Here is an 18482-nt window from a genome sequence, read left to right as displayed (position 1 = left end):
TATTCTCCCCGGTCAGGCCGGGGAGTTTTTTATTTTGGTGCAGTCTGAGAATAAATAGTCACGCAGCACGCCTGGGACGGTAAAGCAAAAGTATGGATGCAGTAAACCAAAATGCCACCGCTGAAAATAGCGGAACTCAGCAGCAGGATACGCTGGCTGACGCGCTGCTGTGGATAGCCCAGTACCATGGTCATTCGGTCAGCCGCAGGGTATTACTTTCCGGTTTGCCAAAAGCGCCGCGGCTGACGCCACAAATAGCCTGCGAAGCGCTGGAAAGGGTGGCTATTGCCTCGACGATAATTCAGCGCGATATCGACGCTATTAGCTCATGGCTATTTCCCGTAATCCTGCTGCGCCGTACCGGCGGGGCATTTATCCTTACCGACTCGAGGAGTAACGAGAGCAACGAGCAGGTTTATACGCTGCTGGCTCCCGAAGCGGGCAACGGAAAAATAGAACTCTCTGCGGAAGATCTGGAGCAGGAATACAGCGGCTATGCGCTGCTGGTTAAGCCCCGCCCGCAGGCAGATCGCCGTTCAGGGGAAGAAGAGCGGGTTCCCGTGGGGCACTGGCTCTGGGGCACGCTGTGGCATTTTCGACGCTATTACGGCAACGCCGTGCTCGCCGCCATGTTGATCAACGTGCTGGCGCTGGCGGGTACCTTTTTTACCATGAACGTCTACGACCGCGTGGTGCCAAATCAGGCCTTTGTCACGCTGTGGTCGCTGGCCGCAGGCGTCATGCTGGCTATCGTTTTTGAGTTTGTCGCCCGTAACATCCGCGCCTGGCTGCTTGATATGGCCGGGAAGAAAGCGGATTTGGTTATCGGCTCCCGCCTGTTCCGCCATGCGATGTCGCTGCGCCTGGAGCACAAGCCCGCCTCCGCAGGCTCGTTTGCCAACCAGCTGCGCGAGTATGAAACGGTGCGTGATTTTGTCAGCTCCGCCACGCTGGTCACCCTGAGCGATCTCCCTTTTGTGCTGCTATTTGTCATTATTATCGCCGCGATTGGCGGGCCGCTGGCCTTTATCCCCGTGGTGGCTATTCCGCTGATAATCATTGTCAGCCTGTTTATACAGTGGCCGCTGGCGCGGCTGATGAAGGAGAATCTGCGCGAGGGATCGATCAGGCAGGGGATCCTGATCGAATCAGTCGAAGGGCTGGAGTCATTAAAAGCCGCGGGTGGCGAAGGCTTTATGCAGCGGCGCTGGGACGAATACAGCGCGCTGCTTTCCGCCACCGGCATGAAATCACGCCTGCTGTCCGGGCTGGCCTCCAATTTTGTCGGCACCGTCCAGCAGCTGCAAACGGTAGCGCTGGTCTGCTGGGGCGTCTATCTGATTAGCGACGGCGAGCTGTCGATGGGCGGGCTTATCGGCACCGTCATTCTTGCCGGCAGGATCACCGCGCCTCTGGGGCAGATCGTTGGCCTCGCCGTCCGTTTCCAGCAGGCTCGCGCGGCCATGAAATCCATTTCGGCCTTAATGAGCAGGCCAGTCGACCGCGACCCCGGCAGAAAATATCTTGCTGCTCCCCGGCTCACGGGAACGCTTAACCTCAAAAATATCTCTTTTAGCTGGCCGTCCCACGATGGTCTGCCCCGTCCTGCGGCGGTGGCGGGGGTAAGCCTGAGCATCACGCCCGGCGAGCGCATCGCCATTCTTGGCCGCATCGGCAGCGGTAAATCAACGCTGCTGCGGCTGATGGCCGGGCTTTATCAGCCGGGCCAGGGCCAGATCCTGATGGACGGGCTGGACGCACTGCAGATAGATCCGGCGGACTGGCGCGCCGAAGTGGGGTTTGTCGGGCAGGACGCAAGGCTTTTCTACGGCACCCTGAAAGAGAACGTGCAGATTGGCAGCCCCGGCTGCACGACGGAGGCCTTCCTGTCCGTCTGTCGGCTGACCGGCCTGGATCAGATGGCCCGGCGTCATCCGCTTGGCTATGAAATGCCGATTGGCGAGCATGGGCAGGGGCTTTCGGGCGGGCAGCAGCAGCTGGTGGTGCTGGCGCGCTGCCTGCTGTCGCAGCCAAAGCTCCTGCTGATGGACGAGCCGACCAGCGCGATGGATACCCAGACGGAAACGGCCTTTCTTAAACGCCTCGCCGCGGCCACCCGCAGGCAGACGCTGGTTGTCGTCACCCACCGCTTTTCGCTGCTCAACCAGGTTGACCGCATCATCGTGATGGAGGAGGGAAGGGTGGTGCTCGACGGGCCGAAGGCGGAGGTGCTGGCAAGGCTGAGTAAAAACGGCGCGCAGGAGAAGCAGGGCGCAGAGCCAGTCGTAAACGGAGGACAGCATGGCGAGGCGTAATTCACGCGGTGAGGTACGCATCAGGGCCGTTGACCGCGAATTTATGGCGGACGCCCGTGCCGCCCTGCTCAACCAGTCCACCCCCGGCACGCTGCTGGTGCTCTGGCTTATCCTCACCGTGCTGGTAGCGGGCGGCGTCTGGGCGTCGCTTGCCCAGGTGGAGGAGATTGTCAAAGCCGAGGGCAAGGTTATTCCCGCCGGCCGCGAGCAGGTGATCCAGAGCCTCGACGGCGGCATCCTGGGCGCGCTGAACGTTCACGAAGGCGAGATTGTTGAGAAAGGACAGGTGCTGCTCAGGCTCGATGCCACCCAGGCGCGCTCCGCCTGGCAGGAAACGTCGTCAAAAGTTGCCGGTCTGGAAGGCTCTGTTGCGCGACTGCACGCGGAAGCCTATGCCACGGCGCTGGTTTTTCCTGAATCGCTGAAAGCCTGGCCGTCTATTATTCGCGATGAAACCAAAGCGTATCAGGCCAGGAAAAAAGCGGTGGATGACGGGGTTGCGGTGCTCAGGCGCAGCCTTCAGCTGTCGGAGAAAGAGATCGGGATGTCAGCGCCTCTGGTGGCGCAGGGGCTGATGTCGGAGGTGGAGCTGCTGCGTATGAGGCGGCAGGCAAACGATTTGCGGCTGCAAATCACCGAGCGGCAAAACCGCTACCGGTCGGAAGCCAATGCGGAGCTGGTGAAGCTTGAATCGGAGCTGGCGCAGACTAAGAAGAATACCCAGGCCAAAGAGGATCTCTTCCAGCGCACGACCCTCGTCGCCCCCACGCGCGGGGTAGTGAAAAACATTCGCCTGACCACGCCCGGCGGGGTGATCCCTCAGGGAACGGATATCATGTCGCTTATCCCGCTGGAGGACGAGCTTATCGTGGAGGCGAAGGTGCGTCCTGAGGATGTGGCTTTCCTGCATCCCGGCCTGCCCGTCACGGTGAAGCTCACCGCTTATGATTACGCTATTTATGGTGGGTTAGCCGGAACGCTCACCTACATCAGCGCCGACACGCTGGAAGAAAACCCGCGCGGCGGGGCGCAGAAAGAAACCACCTATTACCGCATTCGGGTGCATGCGAAGCGCAGCGTGCTGACGGCGGGCGGGCAGGATCACCCCATAATTCCAGGGATGACCGCCGCCGTGGAAATTAAAACAGGGAAGAAAACCATCCTCAGCTACCTGCTCAAGCCGGTGCTGAAATCGCGGGAAGCGTTCAGGGAAAGATGAACATGAAGCCAGTCAGGGATGTGCTAAGGCTGAAAGGCGTTGCGGCCATGCTGCTTTGCAGCGTTTTAGCCTGCTCTGCATTTTCATTGCGGGCTGCCTCAAATAAGACGATTGCCGTGAAGAGCGTCTTTAATCACGAAGTAAACATTGCCGTCGCCAGGGACTACCAGCTGCGCCAGCTCTACGAACAGTGGCGGTCAGCGACGGACGATATCGATGTCACCAAAGGGGAGCGCTGGCCGCAGCTGCACGTTAACGCCGCCGTCATGCCCGTCACCGAAGGCAGCGGGCGCTATAAGCGCTACGCAAACGACGGCGATTTCAGCGCGTCGCTGACCATGCCGGTCTTCGACTGGGGCAGGCTGGCGAACGCCATTAAAAATCGTGAGTACCGTGACGTGGCCGCCGCGCAGAAATACCTTTCTCAGCTTGATGAACTCGCTTTTAACGTGACCGGGACGGAGGTCAGACTCGGGAAGCAGCGGGCCATTCTGCAGACCGCGCGGGTTTACGCCGCCCGGATGCAGGAGCTGGTGACCATGCTCGGGCGTATTGTACAGAGCGATGGCGGACGCAGGAGCGAGCTGGTGCAGGCGCAGGCCCGGCTGCTGCAGGCCGAAGAGGCGCGGGACGACGCGGCAGCAGAAATAGAGACGCTGACCGTGACGCTGAACGAGTGGCTCGGTGACGAACCGCGCGATCCCTTACCCGTAGACAGCCTGTGGGACATGCAGATGCCGGACGCCGAAGCGGCGCTCGGGAATTTACAGGCAACACCGATGATGCGCGAGGCGCAGGCGCAGTACCGGGCGTGGCTCGCCAGCGCGAAAGAAGAGCAGGCGAAGCAGCTCCCCCGGCTCGATCTGGTGGCCTACAAAGGCTTTGCCGCCGCAAACTATGGCGAGGAAAGCGATCTGCAGGTCGGGCTGTCCATCAGCTGGGACATCTTCGAGGGGTTTTCCGGGATGGCAAAAGTCTCTTCCGCGGTACACAGCGCCGAAGCCTACAGGCAGGCGCGGGAAGATCTGATGCGCCGCGTGACTTACCGTATCCGGACCCAGTTCAAGGAAGTGGAGAAATATAACAGGCGCGCTGCGAGCTATGCGAACCTTGCCGTAGAGAGCGACAGGATCCGCTGGATGTTCTATCAGCAGTGGTATCACCTGGGCAAGCGCAGCCTGCTGGACGTGCTGATCGCCGAGACCGACCACTACAACAACCAGGTGAACGCGATTTCAAGCCGCTTTGACGCCTGGTACAGCATTCTGTCGATCCGCAAAGACGCCGGTTTGCTGCTGCCCTGGCTGGACGGCGCCGACAGGGCTCATTGAGCGGCGATGGCGGAGGTTACGGATATTCCCATTCGTCTTCATCCTCTCCCTGCGGGATAATCTGCACTTTCTGCACCCGGTGGCTTTCAACTTCCAGCGTTTTCAGCTCGTAGCCGCCGATTTTCACCGTCTCTCCGGCGCCCGGAATGCGCTGCAGGTACTCCATCAGCAGGCCCGCGATGGTGTGGTAGCTGCGCTTTTCGTCAAGGGGCAGGGGAATGTACTGCACCAGATCTTCCAGCGGCATATGGCCGTTGGCCGTCCAGCTGCCGTCGGCATTTTTCTGAATATCGTGGCGGGCGTCTATCTCTTCAACTTCGTTTGGCAGGTTGCCGGCGATGGTCTCCATGACGTCGCTTAACGTCACCACGCCTTCCACAGAACCAAACTCATCCACCACGAACGCAAAGTGCGTACGCGCGTTGCGGAACTGCTCCAGCGCCTGCAGCAGCGGCAGAGTTTCCGGGAAAACCAGCGGCTGGCGGATCAGGGTTTCTATATTAAGAGGTTCGCCTTTTAGCGACTGGGTGAGCAAATCGATAACGTGGACTACGCCAAGGATCTCATCGTTATCATCGGTAATCACAATGCGGGTGTGCTGATTTTTATCAAGGATCTCCCGCGTGTGCGTTTCGCTCTCGCTTAGCTTCAGGTGCTCGACGTCGTGGCGTGAGGTCATAATACTGCTGACGGTGCGCTGATTAAGATTGAGCACGCGTTCAATCATCAGCCTTTCCTGCGGATTGAAGATATCGGCCTGCGGGTCGTGGTCGGCGATCAGCGAGGCCGTCTGCGCATCCAGCTCCGCCTCCTCTTTTTTCCCGTTCAGCAGCCTCAGCACGGCCTCCGCAGTTCGCTGGCGCAGGGACTGGTTCGCCGACAGAAAGCGGCGGCGGTTGAATATCGCCAGCTGGTTGAGGGATTCAATCATCACCGAGAAGCCAATCGCGGCGTACAGATAGCCTTTTGGGATCTGGTAGCCGAAGCCGTCCGCAATAAGGCTAAAGCCTATCATCAGCAGGAAGCTCAGGCAGAGAATGACGATGGTCGGGTGGCCGTTCACAAAGCGGGTGAGCGGTTTGCTGGCGAGCAGCATCAGGCCGATGGCGATAATCACCGCCGCCATCATGACCGCCAGATGGTCGACCATCCCCACCGCCGTAATCACCGAATCCAGGGAGAAAACGGCGTCCAGAATAACGATCTGCGCCACTACCGGCCAGAAGCGCGCCCCTTTACGCTGGGTTTGCGTTTCGCTGTCCTTGCCCTCCAGCCGCTCGTTCAGCTCCACCGTTGCCTTAAACAGCAGGAACAGCCCGCCGCCGAGCATAATTAAATCCCTGGCGCTGAAGCCGAAGCTGCCCAGGGTAAACAGCGGTTTCGTCAGCGTGACGAGCCAGGAGATAGACGCCAGCAGCAGCAGGCGCATCAGCATGGCAAGGATCAGGCCCGTAATTCTGGCCCTGTCGCGCAGCGTAGGGGGGAGCTTCTCGGCCAGGATGGCGATGAAGACCAGATTATCAATGCCGAGCACCAGCTCGATAACCACCAGCGTGACCAGTCCAGCCCAGATTGAGGGATCGGCGATCCATTCCATACGGCGTTGTCTTTCCTCTTAGCAGTGGGTGAAAATCCTGCGGCAGCGAAGCCTGATATAAGTTATGCCACATGAAAAGAATGGATAACCCTTAGCCAAAATGCAATAACACCCTGAGATTAATCTTATCTATTAAGGTTAAAAAACTTTGTTTTTTATATATCCCTGCAATAACCAGGGTAAACAATTAAGAAAAGAACGCCTTCAGGCAGGAATAAGAAATAAATATGACATTATATATATGAGATATATCTGTAACACTCACCCTGCCGTTTGATATTCAATGTTGTCAATATAAAGAAAATCCTAAAGCACGGGTTTTGTGTGCTTAATATTATTCTTAAAAGTCTATTTCTTATCATTTGGTGCCTTGCCTGCGCCTGGGTTAGCTGTAACAATCGATACCAGTGTCTGGCAAGGAATGTATTTTTTTATAATTGATTGGTGTGGCACTTTAGCGCTTCATTACTCGTAACTCCTCATAAAAGATAAATACTACAGATTTATCTTAAGTTCGGAGTCCTCTTATTATCTGCTTTCTTTTCAGTGGGTTGGTGACTGTAAGCCAAGGGCGGTAGCATGCCTGAAAGCAAGAGTTTAAGCCTCAATTATTCTGTCAATAAGATGTCGGGAAATAAGCGAATTTTAGGACTGATGCCAGTTAATTTCTGGCGGTCAGTATGTTCAATTTTCTGGTGCGTCCTCATGATATCCGGTCGCTTATTTTATTCGCTCAGGATAATTACTCTGCCATAGTGATAAATACTCAATGATAAAATACAAACTTAAATTGATGCCTTTATTGGTATCCGTAACCCTGATGAGCGGTTGCACAGTACTTCCCGGTAGCAATATGTCTACGATGGGAAAAGATGTTATCAAGCAACAGGATGCAGACTTCGATCTGGATCGCATGGTCAACGTTTATCCATTAACGCCGCGTCTGGTTGAGCAATTACGCGTGCGTCCTGCCGTTGCGCAGCCAAATATGTCTCTGGACCAGGAGATCTCCCAGTATCAATATCGCGTCGGGCCTGGGGACGTATTGAGCGTCACCGTGTGGGACCACCCTGAGTTAACCACGCCAGCGGGCCAGTACCGCAGCTCAAGCGATGCCGGTAACTGGGTGCAGTCAGACGGCACCGTGTTCTATCCGTACGTGGGCAAAATAAAAGTGACCGGCAAAACCCTTGCCGAGATCCGTAGTGATATTACCGGCCGCCTTGCGCAGTACATTGCTGACCCGCAGGTGGACGTTAATATCGCCGCCTTCCGCTCGCAGAAAGCGTACGTCTCAGGCCAGGTGAATAAATCCGGCCAGCAGCCGATCACCAACGTGCCGTTAACCGTCCTGGATGCGATCAACGCCGCGGGCGGCCTCACCGATCTGGCCGACTGGCGCAACGTCGTCCTGACGCACAACGGGCAGGAAAAGCGTATTTCCCTGCAGGCCCTGATGCAGAACGGCGATCTGAGCCAGAACCATCTGCTGTATCCGGGGGACATCCTGTTTGTGCCGCGCAACGACGATCTGAAAGTCTTTGTGATGGGCGAAGTGAAGAAGCAGACCACCCTGAAGATGGACTTCAGCGGCATGACGCTGACCGAAGCGCTGGGCCAGGCGGAAGGGCTGGACATGACCGCCTCGAACGCCAGCGGCATCTTCGTGATTCGACCGCTCAAAGAGAAGCAGGGCGGCAAAATCGCCAACATCTACCAGTTGGATATGTCCGACGCCACCTCGCTGGTGATGGGCACCGAATTCCAGCTGCAGCCATACGATGTGGTGTACGTCACTACCGCACCGGTCACCCGCTGGAACCGTCTGATCAACCAGCTGCTGCCAACCATCAGTGGCGTTCGTTATATGACGGATACCGCCAGCGATCTTCATACATGGTAACGCGCTATGTTTAACAAAATTCTTGTGGTGTGCGTGGGGAACATTTGCCGTTCGCCCACGGGGGAGCGGCTGCTAAGAACCTACCAGCCCGGACTGACCGTGGAGTCGGCGGGGCTGGGGGCGCTGGTCGGAAAGGGGGCGGATGCCAGCGCGATTCGCGTCGCGCAGCAGCATAACCTCTCCCTGGAAGGACACTGTGCTCGTCAGGTTTCAGGCCGTATGTGCCGTGACTATGACCTGATCCTTACGATGGAAAAGCGCCATATCTCCGCCATTTGCGAAATTGCGCCGGAGATGCGCGGCAAAGTGATGCTCTTTGGTCACTGGGATGCGGAGCGGGAAATTCCCGATCCGTATCGCAAAAGCCGCGAAGCTTTCGAAGCGGTTTACGACCTCCTCGACCTTTCCGCCCAGAAGTGGGCTAACGCACTCAACGCTCATCAGGGATAACAATGACTGACAAAGTACACCGTTCGAGCGCCTCGACCGAGGGCAACGACGAAATTGATATTGGCCGCCTGTTCGGCACCGTGCTTGAAGCCCGCTGGTGGGTGCTGGGCATCACCGCGGTTTTTGCACTGCTGGCCGTAATCTACGTGCTGTTCGCCACGCCTATCTACAAGGCGGATGCGCTGGTGCAGATCGAACAGAACGCCGGGAATTCCCTGGTTAACGACATTAACTCGGCGCTCTCCAACAAGCCGCCTGCTTCCGCTGCCGAAATGCAGCTGATCCAGTCGCGCCTGGTGATGGGCAAAACCGTTGATGACCTTAACCTGGATATTTCGGTCGTCAAAAACACCTTCTGGCTGTTTGGCGCGGGCTGGGATCGCCTGCACGGGCGCCAGAACGACACGGTAAAGGTCAGCAGCTTTGCTCTGCCTGCGGGGATGGGCAAAGACACCTTTACCCTTGAAGTGCTTAGCCCGACCCAGTACCAGCTGACCAGCGATAACGGCTTCAGCGCGAAGGGGCAGGTTGGCCAGCCGCTGGAAAAAGCGGGCATTTCGATGACGGTTGACGCCATTAAAGCTCAGGTTGGTGACACCTTTACCGTCACCAAATACTCCACGCTGGGTATGATCAACCAGCTTCAGGGCAACCTGACCGTGGCTGAAAACGGCAAAGATACGGGCGTGCTTAGCCTCTCTTATACCGGTGAAGACAAAGACCAGATCCGCGCTATCCTCGACAGCATTACCCGCAACTACCTCGAGCAGAACGTTCAGCGCAAATCCGAAGAGGCGGCGAAGAGCCTTAAGTTCCTTGCCGAGCAGCTGCCGGACGTCCGCACCCGTCTTGACGACGCGGAGAACAAGCTGAACGCCTACCGCCAGCAGCAGGATTCGGTCGATCTCTCCCTTGAGGCCAAATCCGTTCTCGACACCATGGTCAACATTGATGCCCAGCTCAACGAGCTGACCTTCAAAGAGGCCGAAATCTCCAAGCTCTACACCAAAGCGCACCCGGCCTACCGCACGCTGCTGGAAAAGCGTCAGACGCTGGAAGATGAGAAAGCACGCCTGAACGGGCGCGTCACCCAGATGCCGAAAACCCAGCAGGAGATCGTGCGTCTGACCCGTGACGTGGAGTCCGGCCAGCAGGTTTACATGCAGCTGCTGAACAAACAGCAGGAGCTGAAAATCACCGAGGCCAGCACCGTCGGCGACGTGCGTATTGTTGACTCGGCGATTACCCAGCCGGGCATCGTGAAGCCGCAGAAAGCGCTGATCGTGCTGGGGTCAATTATTCTGGGCCTGATCCTGTCGATTGTCGGCGTGCTGCTGCGCTCGCTGTTTAACCGCGGCATCGAAAGCCCGGCCGTGCTGGAAGAGGCGGGGCTTAGCGTTTACGCCAGCATTCCGCTGTCCGAATGGCAGAAATCCCGCGACAACGCCACGGTGCTGGGCGTCAAAGGGGCCAGACGTAACAAGCAAAGCCAGCTGCTGGCGGTGGGCAATCCGACGGACCTGGCTATCGAAGCCATCCGCAGCCTGCGTACCAGCCTGCACTTTGCCATGATGCAGGCCTCCAATAACGTGCTGATGCTTACCGGCGTCAGCCCGTCCATCGGTAAGACCTTCGTCTGCGCCAACCTCGCGGCGGTGATAAGCCAGACCAACAAGCGCGTGCTGCTGATTGACTGTGATATGCGCAAGGGCTACACCCACGAGCTGCTGGGGACGACCAACGTCAACGGGCTGTCGGACGTGCTCTCCGGCATGGGCGATATCAGCCGCTGCACGCAGAAGACGTCGGTGCCTAACTTCGATCTGATCCCACGCGGCCAGGTGCCTGCGAACCCGTCGGAGCTGCTGATGAGCGATCGCTTCGGCGAGCTGGTGAAGTGGGCGAGCCAGAACTATGACCTGGTGCTGATCGATACCCCGCCAATCCTGGCCGTTACCGACGCAGCCATTGTTGGCCGCCACGCGGGCACTACGCTGATGGTTGCGCGCTACGCGGTGAACACCCTCAAAGAAGTAGAAACCAGTATGAGCCGCTTCGAACAGAACGGTATCCACGTGCGCGGCGTGATCCTGAACTCCATCTTCCGTCGTGCGACGGGGTACCAGGATTACGGTTACTACGAGTACGAATATAAATCTGATTCTAAATAAGCCCGTGCTGCGCGGCGGATGACGCGCAGCTTATCCGCCCTACGTCTCGCAGGGGTAGGGGGGATAAGCGCCAGCGCCATCCACCATCAGACAGCTGCACCGCACTTTTCTCATCAACGAGACTTTTTTGGGGAGTGTTATGAATACCACCGAATCGCGCCCGTTAATTTCTATTTATATGCCTACCTGGAATCGTCAGCAGCTGGCGATCCGCGCCATTAAATCGGTGCTGCGCCAGGATTTCGAAAACTGGGAAATGATTATCGTTGACGACTGCTCCTCTTCCTTCGAGCAGCTTCAGCGCTTTGTTGAAGAGCTGGATGACAGGCGCGTACGCTACATCCGCAATGATTTTAACTCCGGCGCCTGTTCGGTGCGCAACCAGGCGATTAGCCAGGCGAGCGGGGAGTTTATTACCGGCATTGATGACGATGACGAGTGGACGCCAAACCGCCTGTCCGTGTTCCTTGAGCACAAGCACCAGCTGGTCACCCACGCGTTTCTCTATGCCAATGACTATGTCTGCGAAGGCCAGGTTTATTCCCAGCCTGCCAGCCTGCCGCTGTACCCTAAATCCCCGTACTCCCTGAAGCTTTTCTATAAGCGCAATATCATCGGCAACCAGGTGTTCACCAGCGCCGGGCGTTTTAAGCACTGCCTGTTCGACACGCAGCTGGCGGCGGCTCAGGACTACGATATTTTCCTGCGTATGGTGGTGGAGTTCGGCCAGCCGTGGAAAGTGGAGGAGGCGACGCAGATCCTGCACATCAACCACGGTGAAATGCAGATCACCAAATCCCCTAAAAAATTCGCCGGGTATTTCCACTTCTACCGCAAGCATAAAGATAAATTTGACCGCGGCAGCAAGAAATACCAGCTCTTTACCCTCTACCAGATCCGCAACAAGCGCATGTCGCTGCGCACGCTGATGGCGCTGCTGACCGTGCGCAACACCAAGCGGCTGGCTGACGGGCTGCGGGGGAGGTAATGGTGCTGGAAGATCTGCGTGCAAACTCCTGGAGCCTGCGCCCGTGCTGCATGGTGCTGGCCTACCGCATCGCCCATTTTTGCTCGGTGTGGCGCAAAAAGAATGTCCTCAACAACCTCTGGGCGGCGCCCGTTCTGCTGGCCTATCGCTTTATCACCGAATGCCTGTTTGGCTATGAAATTCAGGCGGCGGCAACCATCGGGCGGCGCTTTGTGATCCACCACGGTTACGCGGTGGTCATCAATAAGTTCGTGGTGGCCGGAGACGATTTCACCATCCGCCACGGGGTCACCATCGGCAACCGTGGCAAGAGCCTCGCCTGCCCGGTTATCGGCAACGGCGTCGAGCTGGGCGCCAACGTCGTCATTATTGGCGATATTACGCTTGGCGATAACGTCACCGTCGGCGCGGGCAGCGTCGTGCTGGATGACGTGCCGGACAACGCGCTGGTGGTAGGTGAGAAGGCGCGAGTAAAGGTAATTAAATGAACATTATGCAATTCAACGTGCGCCTGGCCGAAGGCGGAGCGGCGGGCGTTGCCCTCGATCTCCATCAGCGCGCTCGTGAGGCCGGTATGGCTTCCCGCTTTATCTACGGCTACGGCAAGGGCGGTAAAAAAAGCGCCAGCCATGACAAATTCCACGGCGTCGAAAAACATACTCCGCGCCTGACCTCCATTGCCAACATCGTGCTGTTCCGCTTCTTTAACCGCGATCCGTTTGGCAACCTTAATAATCTCTATCGCAAAGTGACCCGTCAGGCTGGCCCCGTGGTTTTGCACTTCCACGTGGTGCACAGCTACTGGCTGAATCTGGAGAAGATGGTGGAGTTCTGCCAGCGCGTAAAAGCGCATAAAAGCGATGTCACCTTCGTCTGGACGCTTCATGACCACTGGAGCATCACCGGCCGCTGCGCGTTTACCGACGGCTGCGACGGCTGGAAGACCGGCTGCGGGAAATGCCCGACCCTGAACAACTATCCGCCGGTCAAAGTCGATCGGGCGCATCTGCTGCTGGATACCAAGCGCCAGCTGCTGCGCGAAATGCTCGCCCTGGGATGCCAGTTCATCTCCCCGAGCCAGCACGTCGCCGACGCGTTTAACCTGATTTACGGGGCAGGGCGCTGCAAAATTATCAATAACGGCATCGACGTGGCGACGGAAGCCATTCTCGCCGAGCTGCCGTTAACCCAGCCGAGCAACAGCCGACCGAAAGTGGCGGTGGTTGCACACGATCTGCGCTACGACGGCAAAACGAATCAGAAGCTGGTTGAGGCGATGATGGCCCTGGGCGATGAAATTGAGCTGCACACCTTCGGCAAGTTCTCGCCTTTCAGCGGTCCGAACGTGGTTAACCACGGCTATATGACCGATAAAAAAGCGCTGATGAGCGAGCTTAACGAAATGGATTCGCTGGTGTTCAGTTCACGGGTGGACAACTACCCGCTGATTTTGTGCGAGGCGCTGTCCATCGGCGTACCGGTCATCGCCACCGGAAGCGACGCCGCAGACGAAGTGCTGAACAAGGTGGGCGGAAAAACCTTCACCGACGCGCAGGTGCTTGAGCTGGTGAAAATGCCGAAGGCCGAGCTGGCCCAGCAGGTATTCGCCATGGATTTGCAGACCTTTAAGGCCGTAAGCCGCAAATCGTACAGTGGACAACAGATGCTGGAGGAGTATGTCTCGTTCTATCAGAATCTGTAGCTATCTGCTGCTGCCGTTTATCTATCTGGTGGTCAACGTCAAGCTGGCCTCGCTGGGGGAGAGCTTCCCGATAACCATCGTGACCTTCCTGCCCGCCATTCTGTTTTTGTACATCGAGCGCATCAGCGTCAAGAAGCTGATGATTGCTCTGGGCATCGGGGCGGTGCTGACGGCGTTTAACTATATCTTTGGCCAGTCGCTGGATCCCAGCAAGTACGTCACCTCGACCTTGCTGTTTGTTTATATCGTTCTGATTCTGGCGATGACCTGGAGCTGCCGCTTCAAAACTATCTCGCTGCGCAATCACCGCAAGATATTACGGCTATTTTATATCGTGGTTGGGATAATTGTGACCCTCGCCGCGGCGGAAATGGCTCAGATTATTCTTACCGGTGGCAGCAGCCTGATTGAGAAAATTTCGAAGTTTCTGATTTACAGTAACAGCTATGTTCTGAACTTTATTAGCTTCGGCGGCAGGCGAACTACCGCGCTTTATTTTGAACCTGCGTTTTTCGCTTTGGCACTAATCTCAATTTGGCTCAGCATCAAACAGTTTGGTATCAAAACCCCGAAAACAGATGGTATGATTCTTTTAGGGATTATCCTCTCAGGATCGTTCTCCGGGGTAATGACTTTTATCCTGTTCTACCTTCTTGAGTGGGCGTTCCAGTACCTTAATAAAAATGCAATAAAGAAAAAATTACCGCTGGCAATTATCTCTTTATCCGTGTTTTTAGTAGGGTTGATTTTTGCTTTCCCTTATATCGCCACGCGCCTCGGCGATTTAGGTACCGAAGGATCGTCATCGTATTATCGTATAATTGGCCCGCTGGCCATGGTGGGATATTCTCTGACCAATATTGATGGTGTGGTGCGCTTCGGATCTTTATATGAATATGTTGCATCATTCGGAATCTTTAACGGTGCGGACGTCGGTAAAACAGTAGACAATGGTCTGTATCTGCTGATTATTTATTTCTCATGGTTCGCAGTGTTATTGACAGTCTGGTACATGTGGAAAGTCTTTAAAATGATGCGTACGGCATTTGGAAATAATGAAAATTTCCGCGTACAGCTCTGGCTTTTTACTCCCGTATCGCTGTTTTTTACCGGTTCAATTTTTAGTCCGGAATATGCTTTCTTGATTGTTTGTCCATTTATTTTGCGCAAGGCACTCAAGATAACCCATTCCTGATTGATGAGGTCCACAATCATGTTATTAAGCGTTATCACGGTAGCCTGGAAAAACTTAGCCGGCATCGAAAAAACCTGGCGCTCTCTGGCACACCTTGCACGGGCAAATGACATCACCTTCGAGTGGATTGTGGTCGACGGCAATTCCCAGGACGGTACCGCCGAGTTCCTGGAAAACCTCAACGGTCAGTACAGCTTACGCTTTGTCAGCGAGAAAGATAACGGCATCTATGACGCGATGAACAAGGGCATTGCGATGGCGCAGGGGCGCTACGCTCTGTTCCTTAACTCCGGTGATATCTTTCACCAGGATATCGCAAACGTGGTGCGCCAGCTGGCCGCTCAGCCCGCCGCAGACGATGCCATGATTATTGGCGACGCCTTATTAGACTTCGGCGACGGCACCAAAATCGAGCGCCGGGCAAAGCAGGGCTGGTATATTTATCACAGCCTGCCCGCCAGCCATCAGGCGATATTTTTCCCGGTGTCTGGCCTTCGCAAATACCCTTACGATTTACAGTACAAAGTCTCCTCGGATTATGCGCTCGCTGCCCGAATGTACAAAAGCGGCTACGCATTTAAACGCGTCAAGGGGCTGGTATCTGAATTTTCTATGGGCGGCGTGTCCACCTCCAATAATATTGAATTATGCCGCGATGCAAAAAACGTGCAGCGCAAAATATTAGGCGTGCCGGGCTTTATTGCGGAATTATCTTATAAGCTCCGTTTGCGTACTACGGGTAAAGCCAAAGCGTTATATAACAAAGCGTAAGGTGAATGATCCATCCCCACAGCTGCAAATTAACTTGTAGGCCGGATAAGCGCAAGCGTCATCCGGCAATAAGAAATAAGAGATGCTTATGCAGGAATTAAGTGGTTTCTCCGTACCGAAAGGTTTTCGCGGCGCAAACGGAATAAAAGTGCAGCTCTGGTGGGCGGTGCAGGCAACATTATTTGCCTGGTCACCGCAGGTTCTTTACCGCTGGCGGGCATTTTTATTACGCCTGTTTGGCGCCAGAGTAGGGAAGGGCGTGGTGATTCGCCCCTCGGTAAAAATTACCTATCCATGGAAATTAACGCTCGGTGATTATGCCTGGGTCGGCGATGACGCCGTTTTATATACCCTCGGCGAAATTACCATCGGCGCAAATTCCGTGGTGTCACAAAAGTGTTATTTATGCACCGGCTCTCACGACTATATGAGCAAGCATTTTGATATTACCGCCGCGCCCGTTGTTATCGGCGAAAAATGCTGGCTGGCCACCGACGTATTTGTTTCACCCGGCGTGTCGATTGGCGATGGCACCGTCGTGGGCGCACGGAGCAGCGTTTATAAATCATTACCGGCGAATGCCGTTTGCCGGGGTAACCCAGCTGTAAAAATACGCGATCGAGCTTTGTAGGTATGTAGGTGCGTAGGGGGGATAAACGCAGTGCCCTCCGCCGCAGCGTCGGGTGGCGCAGGCTTATCCGACCTACAGATCCACAAATCAGAACCAGGTTTAACAGAGGAAAAACCATTATGACTAAAGTAGCTCTCATCACGGGTGTAACCGGGCAAGACGGCTCCTATCTGGCAGAACTGCTGCTGGAAAAAGGTTATGAAGTTCACGGCATCAAGCGCCGCGCTTCTTCTTTTAACACCGAGCGTGTGGACCATATCTACCAGGATCCGCACAGCACTAACCCGAAATTCCACCTGCACTACGGTGACCTGACGGACAGCTCCAACCTGACCCGTATCCTGCAGGAAGTGCAGCCGGACGAAGTGTACAACCTGGGCGCGATGAGCCACGTTGCCGTCTCCTTCGAATCCCCGGAATACACCGCTGACGTTGATGCGATGGGGACCCTGCGCCTGCTGGAAGCTATCCGCTTCCTGGGCCTCGAGAAGAAAACCCGCTTCTATCAGGCGTCCACCTCCGAGCTTTACGGCCTGGTACAGGAAACTCCGCAGAAAGAAACTACGCCTTTCTACCCGCGCTCTCCTTATGCGGTAGCGAAGCTGTACGCCTACTGGATCACCGTTAACTACCGTGAATCCTACGGCATGTATGCCTGTAACGGCATCCTGTTCAACCACGAATCCCCGCGCCGTGGCGAAACCTTCGTGACCCGCAAAATCACCCGTGCGATTGCCAACATCGCCCAGGGCCTGGAGAAGTGCCTGTACCTCGGCAACATGGACTCCCTGCGTGACTGGGGCCATGCCAAAGACTACGTGAAAATGCAGTGGATGATGCTGCAGCAGGAAAACCCGGAAGATTTCGTCATCGCCACCGGCGTGCAGTACTCCGTTCGCCAGTTCGTGGAAATGGCTGCCGCACAGCTGGGTATCAAACTGCGCTTTGAAGGCACCGGCGTTGACGAGAAGGGTATCGTTGTTTCCGTCACCGGTCACGATGCACCGGGTGTTGCGCCAGGCGACGTGATTGTCTCCGTTGACCCGCGCTACTTCCGTCCTGCCGAAGTGGAAACCCTGCTGGGCGACCCGACCAAAGCACACGAGAAGCTGGGCTGGAAACCAGAGATCACCCTGCAGGAGATGGTCGGCGAGATGGTTGCCAAAGACCTGGAAGCAGCGAAGAAGCACTCCCTGCTGAAGTCCCACGGCTACGAGGTCGCCATCGCGCTGGAGTCCTGAGCATGAATAAGAAACGTATCTTTGTTGCCGGCCACCGCGGGATGGTCGGATCGGCCATCGTCCGCCAGCTTGAGCAGCGCGATGACGTTGAGCTTGTGCTGCGGAGCCGTGATGAACTGAACCTGCTGGACGCGGCGGCGGTGAACGCCTTCTTTGCCGAAGCGGAAATCGACCAGGTTTACCTGGCCGCCGCCAAGGTGGGCGGCATCGTGGCGAACAACAGCTTCCCGGCGGACTTCATCTACGAAAACATGATGATCGAGAGCAACATTATTCACAGCGCGCACACGCACAACGTGAACAAGCTGCTGTTCCTCGGCTCCTCATGCATTTACCCGAAGATGGCGAAGCAGCCGATTGCCGAAAGCGAACTGCTGCAGGGCACGCTTGAAGCAACTAACGAGCCGTACGCGATTGCCAAAATCGCCGGGATCAAGCTGTGCGAATCCTATAACCGCCAGTTTGGCCGCGATTACCGCTCGGTGATGCCGACCAACCTGTACGGGCCGCACGACAACTTCCACCCGAGCAACTCGCACGTGATTCCTGCGCTGCTGCGTCGCTTCCATGAGGCAACCGAGCAGAACACGCCGGACGTGGTGGTGTGGGGCAGCGGTACGCCGATGCGCGAGTTCCTGCACGTGGATGATATGGCCGCGGCCAGCATTCACGTAATGGAGCTGGACCCGGAAGTATGGGGCGAAAACACCGAGCCGATGCTGTCGCATATCAACGTCGGTACCGGCGTTGACTGCACCATCCGCGAGCTGGCGCAGACCATCGCGAAAGTGACGGGCTACCGTGGCCGCGTGGTGTTCGATGCTTCTAAGCCTGACGGCACGCCGCGCAAGCTGCTGGACGTTACCCGCCTGCGCCGTCTCGGCTGGTATCACGAGATTGCCCTGGAGCCTGGCCTTGCCAGCACCTACCAGTGGTTCCTCGAAAACCAGTCCCGGTTCCGGGGGTAA

The 18482-nt window shown here is 56.4% G+C and carries 15 protein-coding genes; 14 read left to right on the top strand and 1 reads right to left on the bottom strand.

Features of this window, described 5'->3' with window-relative positions:
* The first annotated feature begins 92 nt into the window (after positions 1 to 92).
* The 3 genes from AAE045_RS11900 to AAE045_RS11890 are packed head-to-tail and all read left to right on the top strand — an operon-like array spanning position 93 to position 4865.
* Positions 93 to 2315, top strand: a complete 2223-nt coding sequence (locus tag AAE045_RS11900) for a type I secretion system permease/ATPase (RefSeq protein ID WP_455547898.1) — start codon at positions 93 to 95, stop codon at positions 2313 to 2315.
* Complete coding sequence (locus AAE045_RS11895; protein WP_455547897.1) at positions 2302 to 3534, top strand: HlyD family efflux transporter periplasmic adaptor subunit; 1233 nt, start codon at positions 2302 to 2304, stop codon at positions 3532 to 3534. Before AAE045_RS11900 ends, AAE045_RS11895 begins: the two co-directional genes overlap by 14 nt.
* Before the next feature lie 2 nt (positions 3535 to 3536).
* A complete protein-coding gene (locus AAE045_RS11890) occupies positions 3537 to 4865 on the top strand; it encodes a TolC family protein (protein WP_455547896.1) in 1329 nt (442 codons plus the stop codon).
* A gap of 16 nt (positions 4866 to 4881) precedes the next feature.
* On the opposite strand, the gene AAE045_RS11885 is transcribed toward AAE045_RS11890, so the two are convergent.
* Positions 4882 to 6462, bottom strand: coding sequence for a TerC family protein (locus AAE045_RS11885; protein ID WP_455547895.1), 1581 nt, complete (start codon positions 6460 to 6462; stop codon positions 4882 to 4884).
* Positions 6463 to 7231: 769 nt separating this feature from the next.
* On the opposite strand from AAE045_RS11885, the gene AAE045_RS11880 reads away from it, so the two are divergent.
* The 11 genes from AAE045_RS11880 (at position 7232) to fcl (ending at position 18482) form a co-directional block, all read left to right on the top strand.
* On the top strand, positions 7232 to 8365 hold the full coding sequence (locus tag AAE045_RS11880; protein WP_202304621.1) for a polysaccharide export protein: 1134 nt from the start codon (positions 7232 to 7234) through the stop codon (positions 8363 to 8365).
* Positions 8366 to 8371: 6 nt separating this feature from the next.
* The gene (gene wzb / locus AAE045_RS11875; RefSeq protein ID WP_455547894.1) at positions 8372 to 8815 is read left to right on the top strand and encodes a low molecular weight protein-tyrosine-phosphatase Wzb; all 444 of its coding nucleotides are present in this window, start codon (positions 8372 to 8374) and stop codon (positions 8813 to 8815) included.
* 2 nt (positions 8816 to 8817) lie between these two features.
* Positions 8818 to 10986, top strand: a complete 2169-nt coding sequence (wzc, locus tag AAE045_RS11870) for a tyrosine-protein kinase Wzc (RefSeq protein ID WP_455547893.1) — start codon at positions 8818 to 8820, stop codon at positions 10984 to 10986.
* 139 nt (positions 10987 to 11125) lie between these two features.
* Positions 11126 to 11974 carry a colanic acid biosynthesis glycosyltransferase WcaA gene (gene wcaA, locus AAE045_RS11865; RefSeq protein ID WP_455547892.1) on the top strand — a complete coding sequence of 283 codons (849 nt, stop codon included), beginning with the start codon at positions 11126 to 11128 and terminating at the stop codon, positions 11972 to 11974.
* A gap of 2 nt (positions 11975 to 11976) precedes the next feature.
* Complete coding sequence (gene wcaB / locus AAE045_RS11860) at positions 11977 to 12462, top strand: colanic acid biosynthesis acetyltransferase WcaB (protein ID WP_455548062.1); 486 nt, start codon at positions 11977 to 11979, stop codon at positions 12460 to 12462.
* Entirely contained in the window at positions 12459 to 13676 is a 1218-nt protein-coding gene (locus tag AAE045_RS11855) for a glycosyltransferase (RefSeq protein WP_455547891.1), read from the top strand. The genes wcaB and AAE045_RS11855 overlap by 4 nt, the downstream gene beginning before the upstream one ends.
* On the top strand, positions 13651 to 14871 hold the full coding sequence (gene wcaD / locus AAE045_RS11850) for a colanic acid polymerase WcaD (RefSeq protein ID WP_455547890.1): 1221 nt from the start codon (positions 13651 to 13653) through the stop codon (positions 14869 to 14871). The genes AAE045_RS11855 and wcaD overlap by 26 nt, the downstream gene beginning before the upstream one ends.
* Positions 14872 to 14889: 18 nt before the next feature.
* On the top strand, positions 14890 to 15642 hold the full coding sequence (gene wcaE, locus AAE045_RS11845; RefSeq protein WP_455547889.1) for a colanic acid biosynthesis glycosyltransferase WcaE: 753 nt from the start codon (positions 14890 to 14892) through the stop codon (positions 15640 to 15642).
* Positions 15643 to 15730: 88 nt separating this feature from the next.
* Positions 15731 to 16273, top strand: a complete 543-nt coding sequence (wcaF, locus tag AAE045_RS11840) for a colanic acid biosynthesis acetyltransferase WcaF (RefSeq protein WP_455548061.1) — start codon at positions 15731 to 15733, stop codon at positions 16271 to 16273.
* A gap of 119 nt (positions 16274 to 16392) precedes the next feature.
* Positions 16393 to 17514 (top strand): GDP-mannose 4,6-dehydratase, encoded by a 1122-nt coding sequence (gene gmd / locus AAE045_RS11835; protein ID WP_455547888.1) that lies wholly within the window; start codon positions 16393 to 16395, stop codon positions 17512 to 17514.
* 2 nt (positions 17515 to 17516) lie between these two features.
* A complete protein-coding gene (gene fcl, locus AAE045_RS11830) occupies positions 17517 to 18482 on the top strand; it encodes a GDP-L-fucose synthase (RefSeq protein ID WP_455547887.1) in 966 nt (321 codons plus the stop codon).

It is taken from the genome of Dryocola clanedunensis, assembly GCF_038405435.1.
Classification (GTDB): domain Bacteria; phylum Pseudomonadota; class Gammaproteobacteria; order Enterobacterales; family Enterobacteriaceae; genus Dryocola; species Dryocola clanedunensis_A.
Note: the sequence above shows the minus strand (reverse complement) of the source record. Positions and strands in the feature narration are given on the sequence as shown.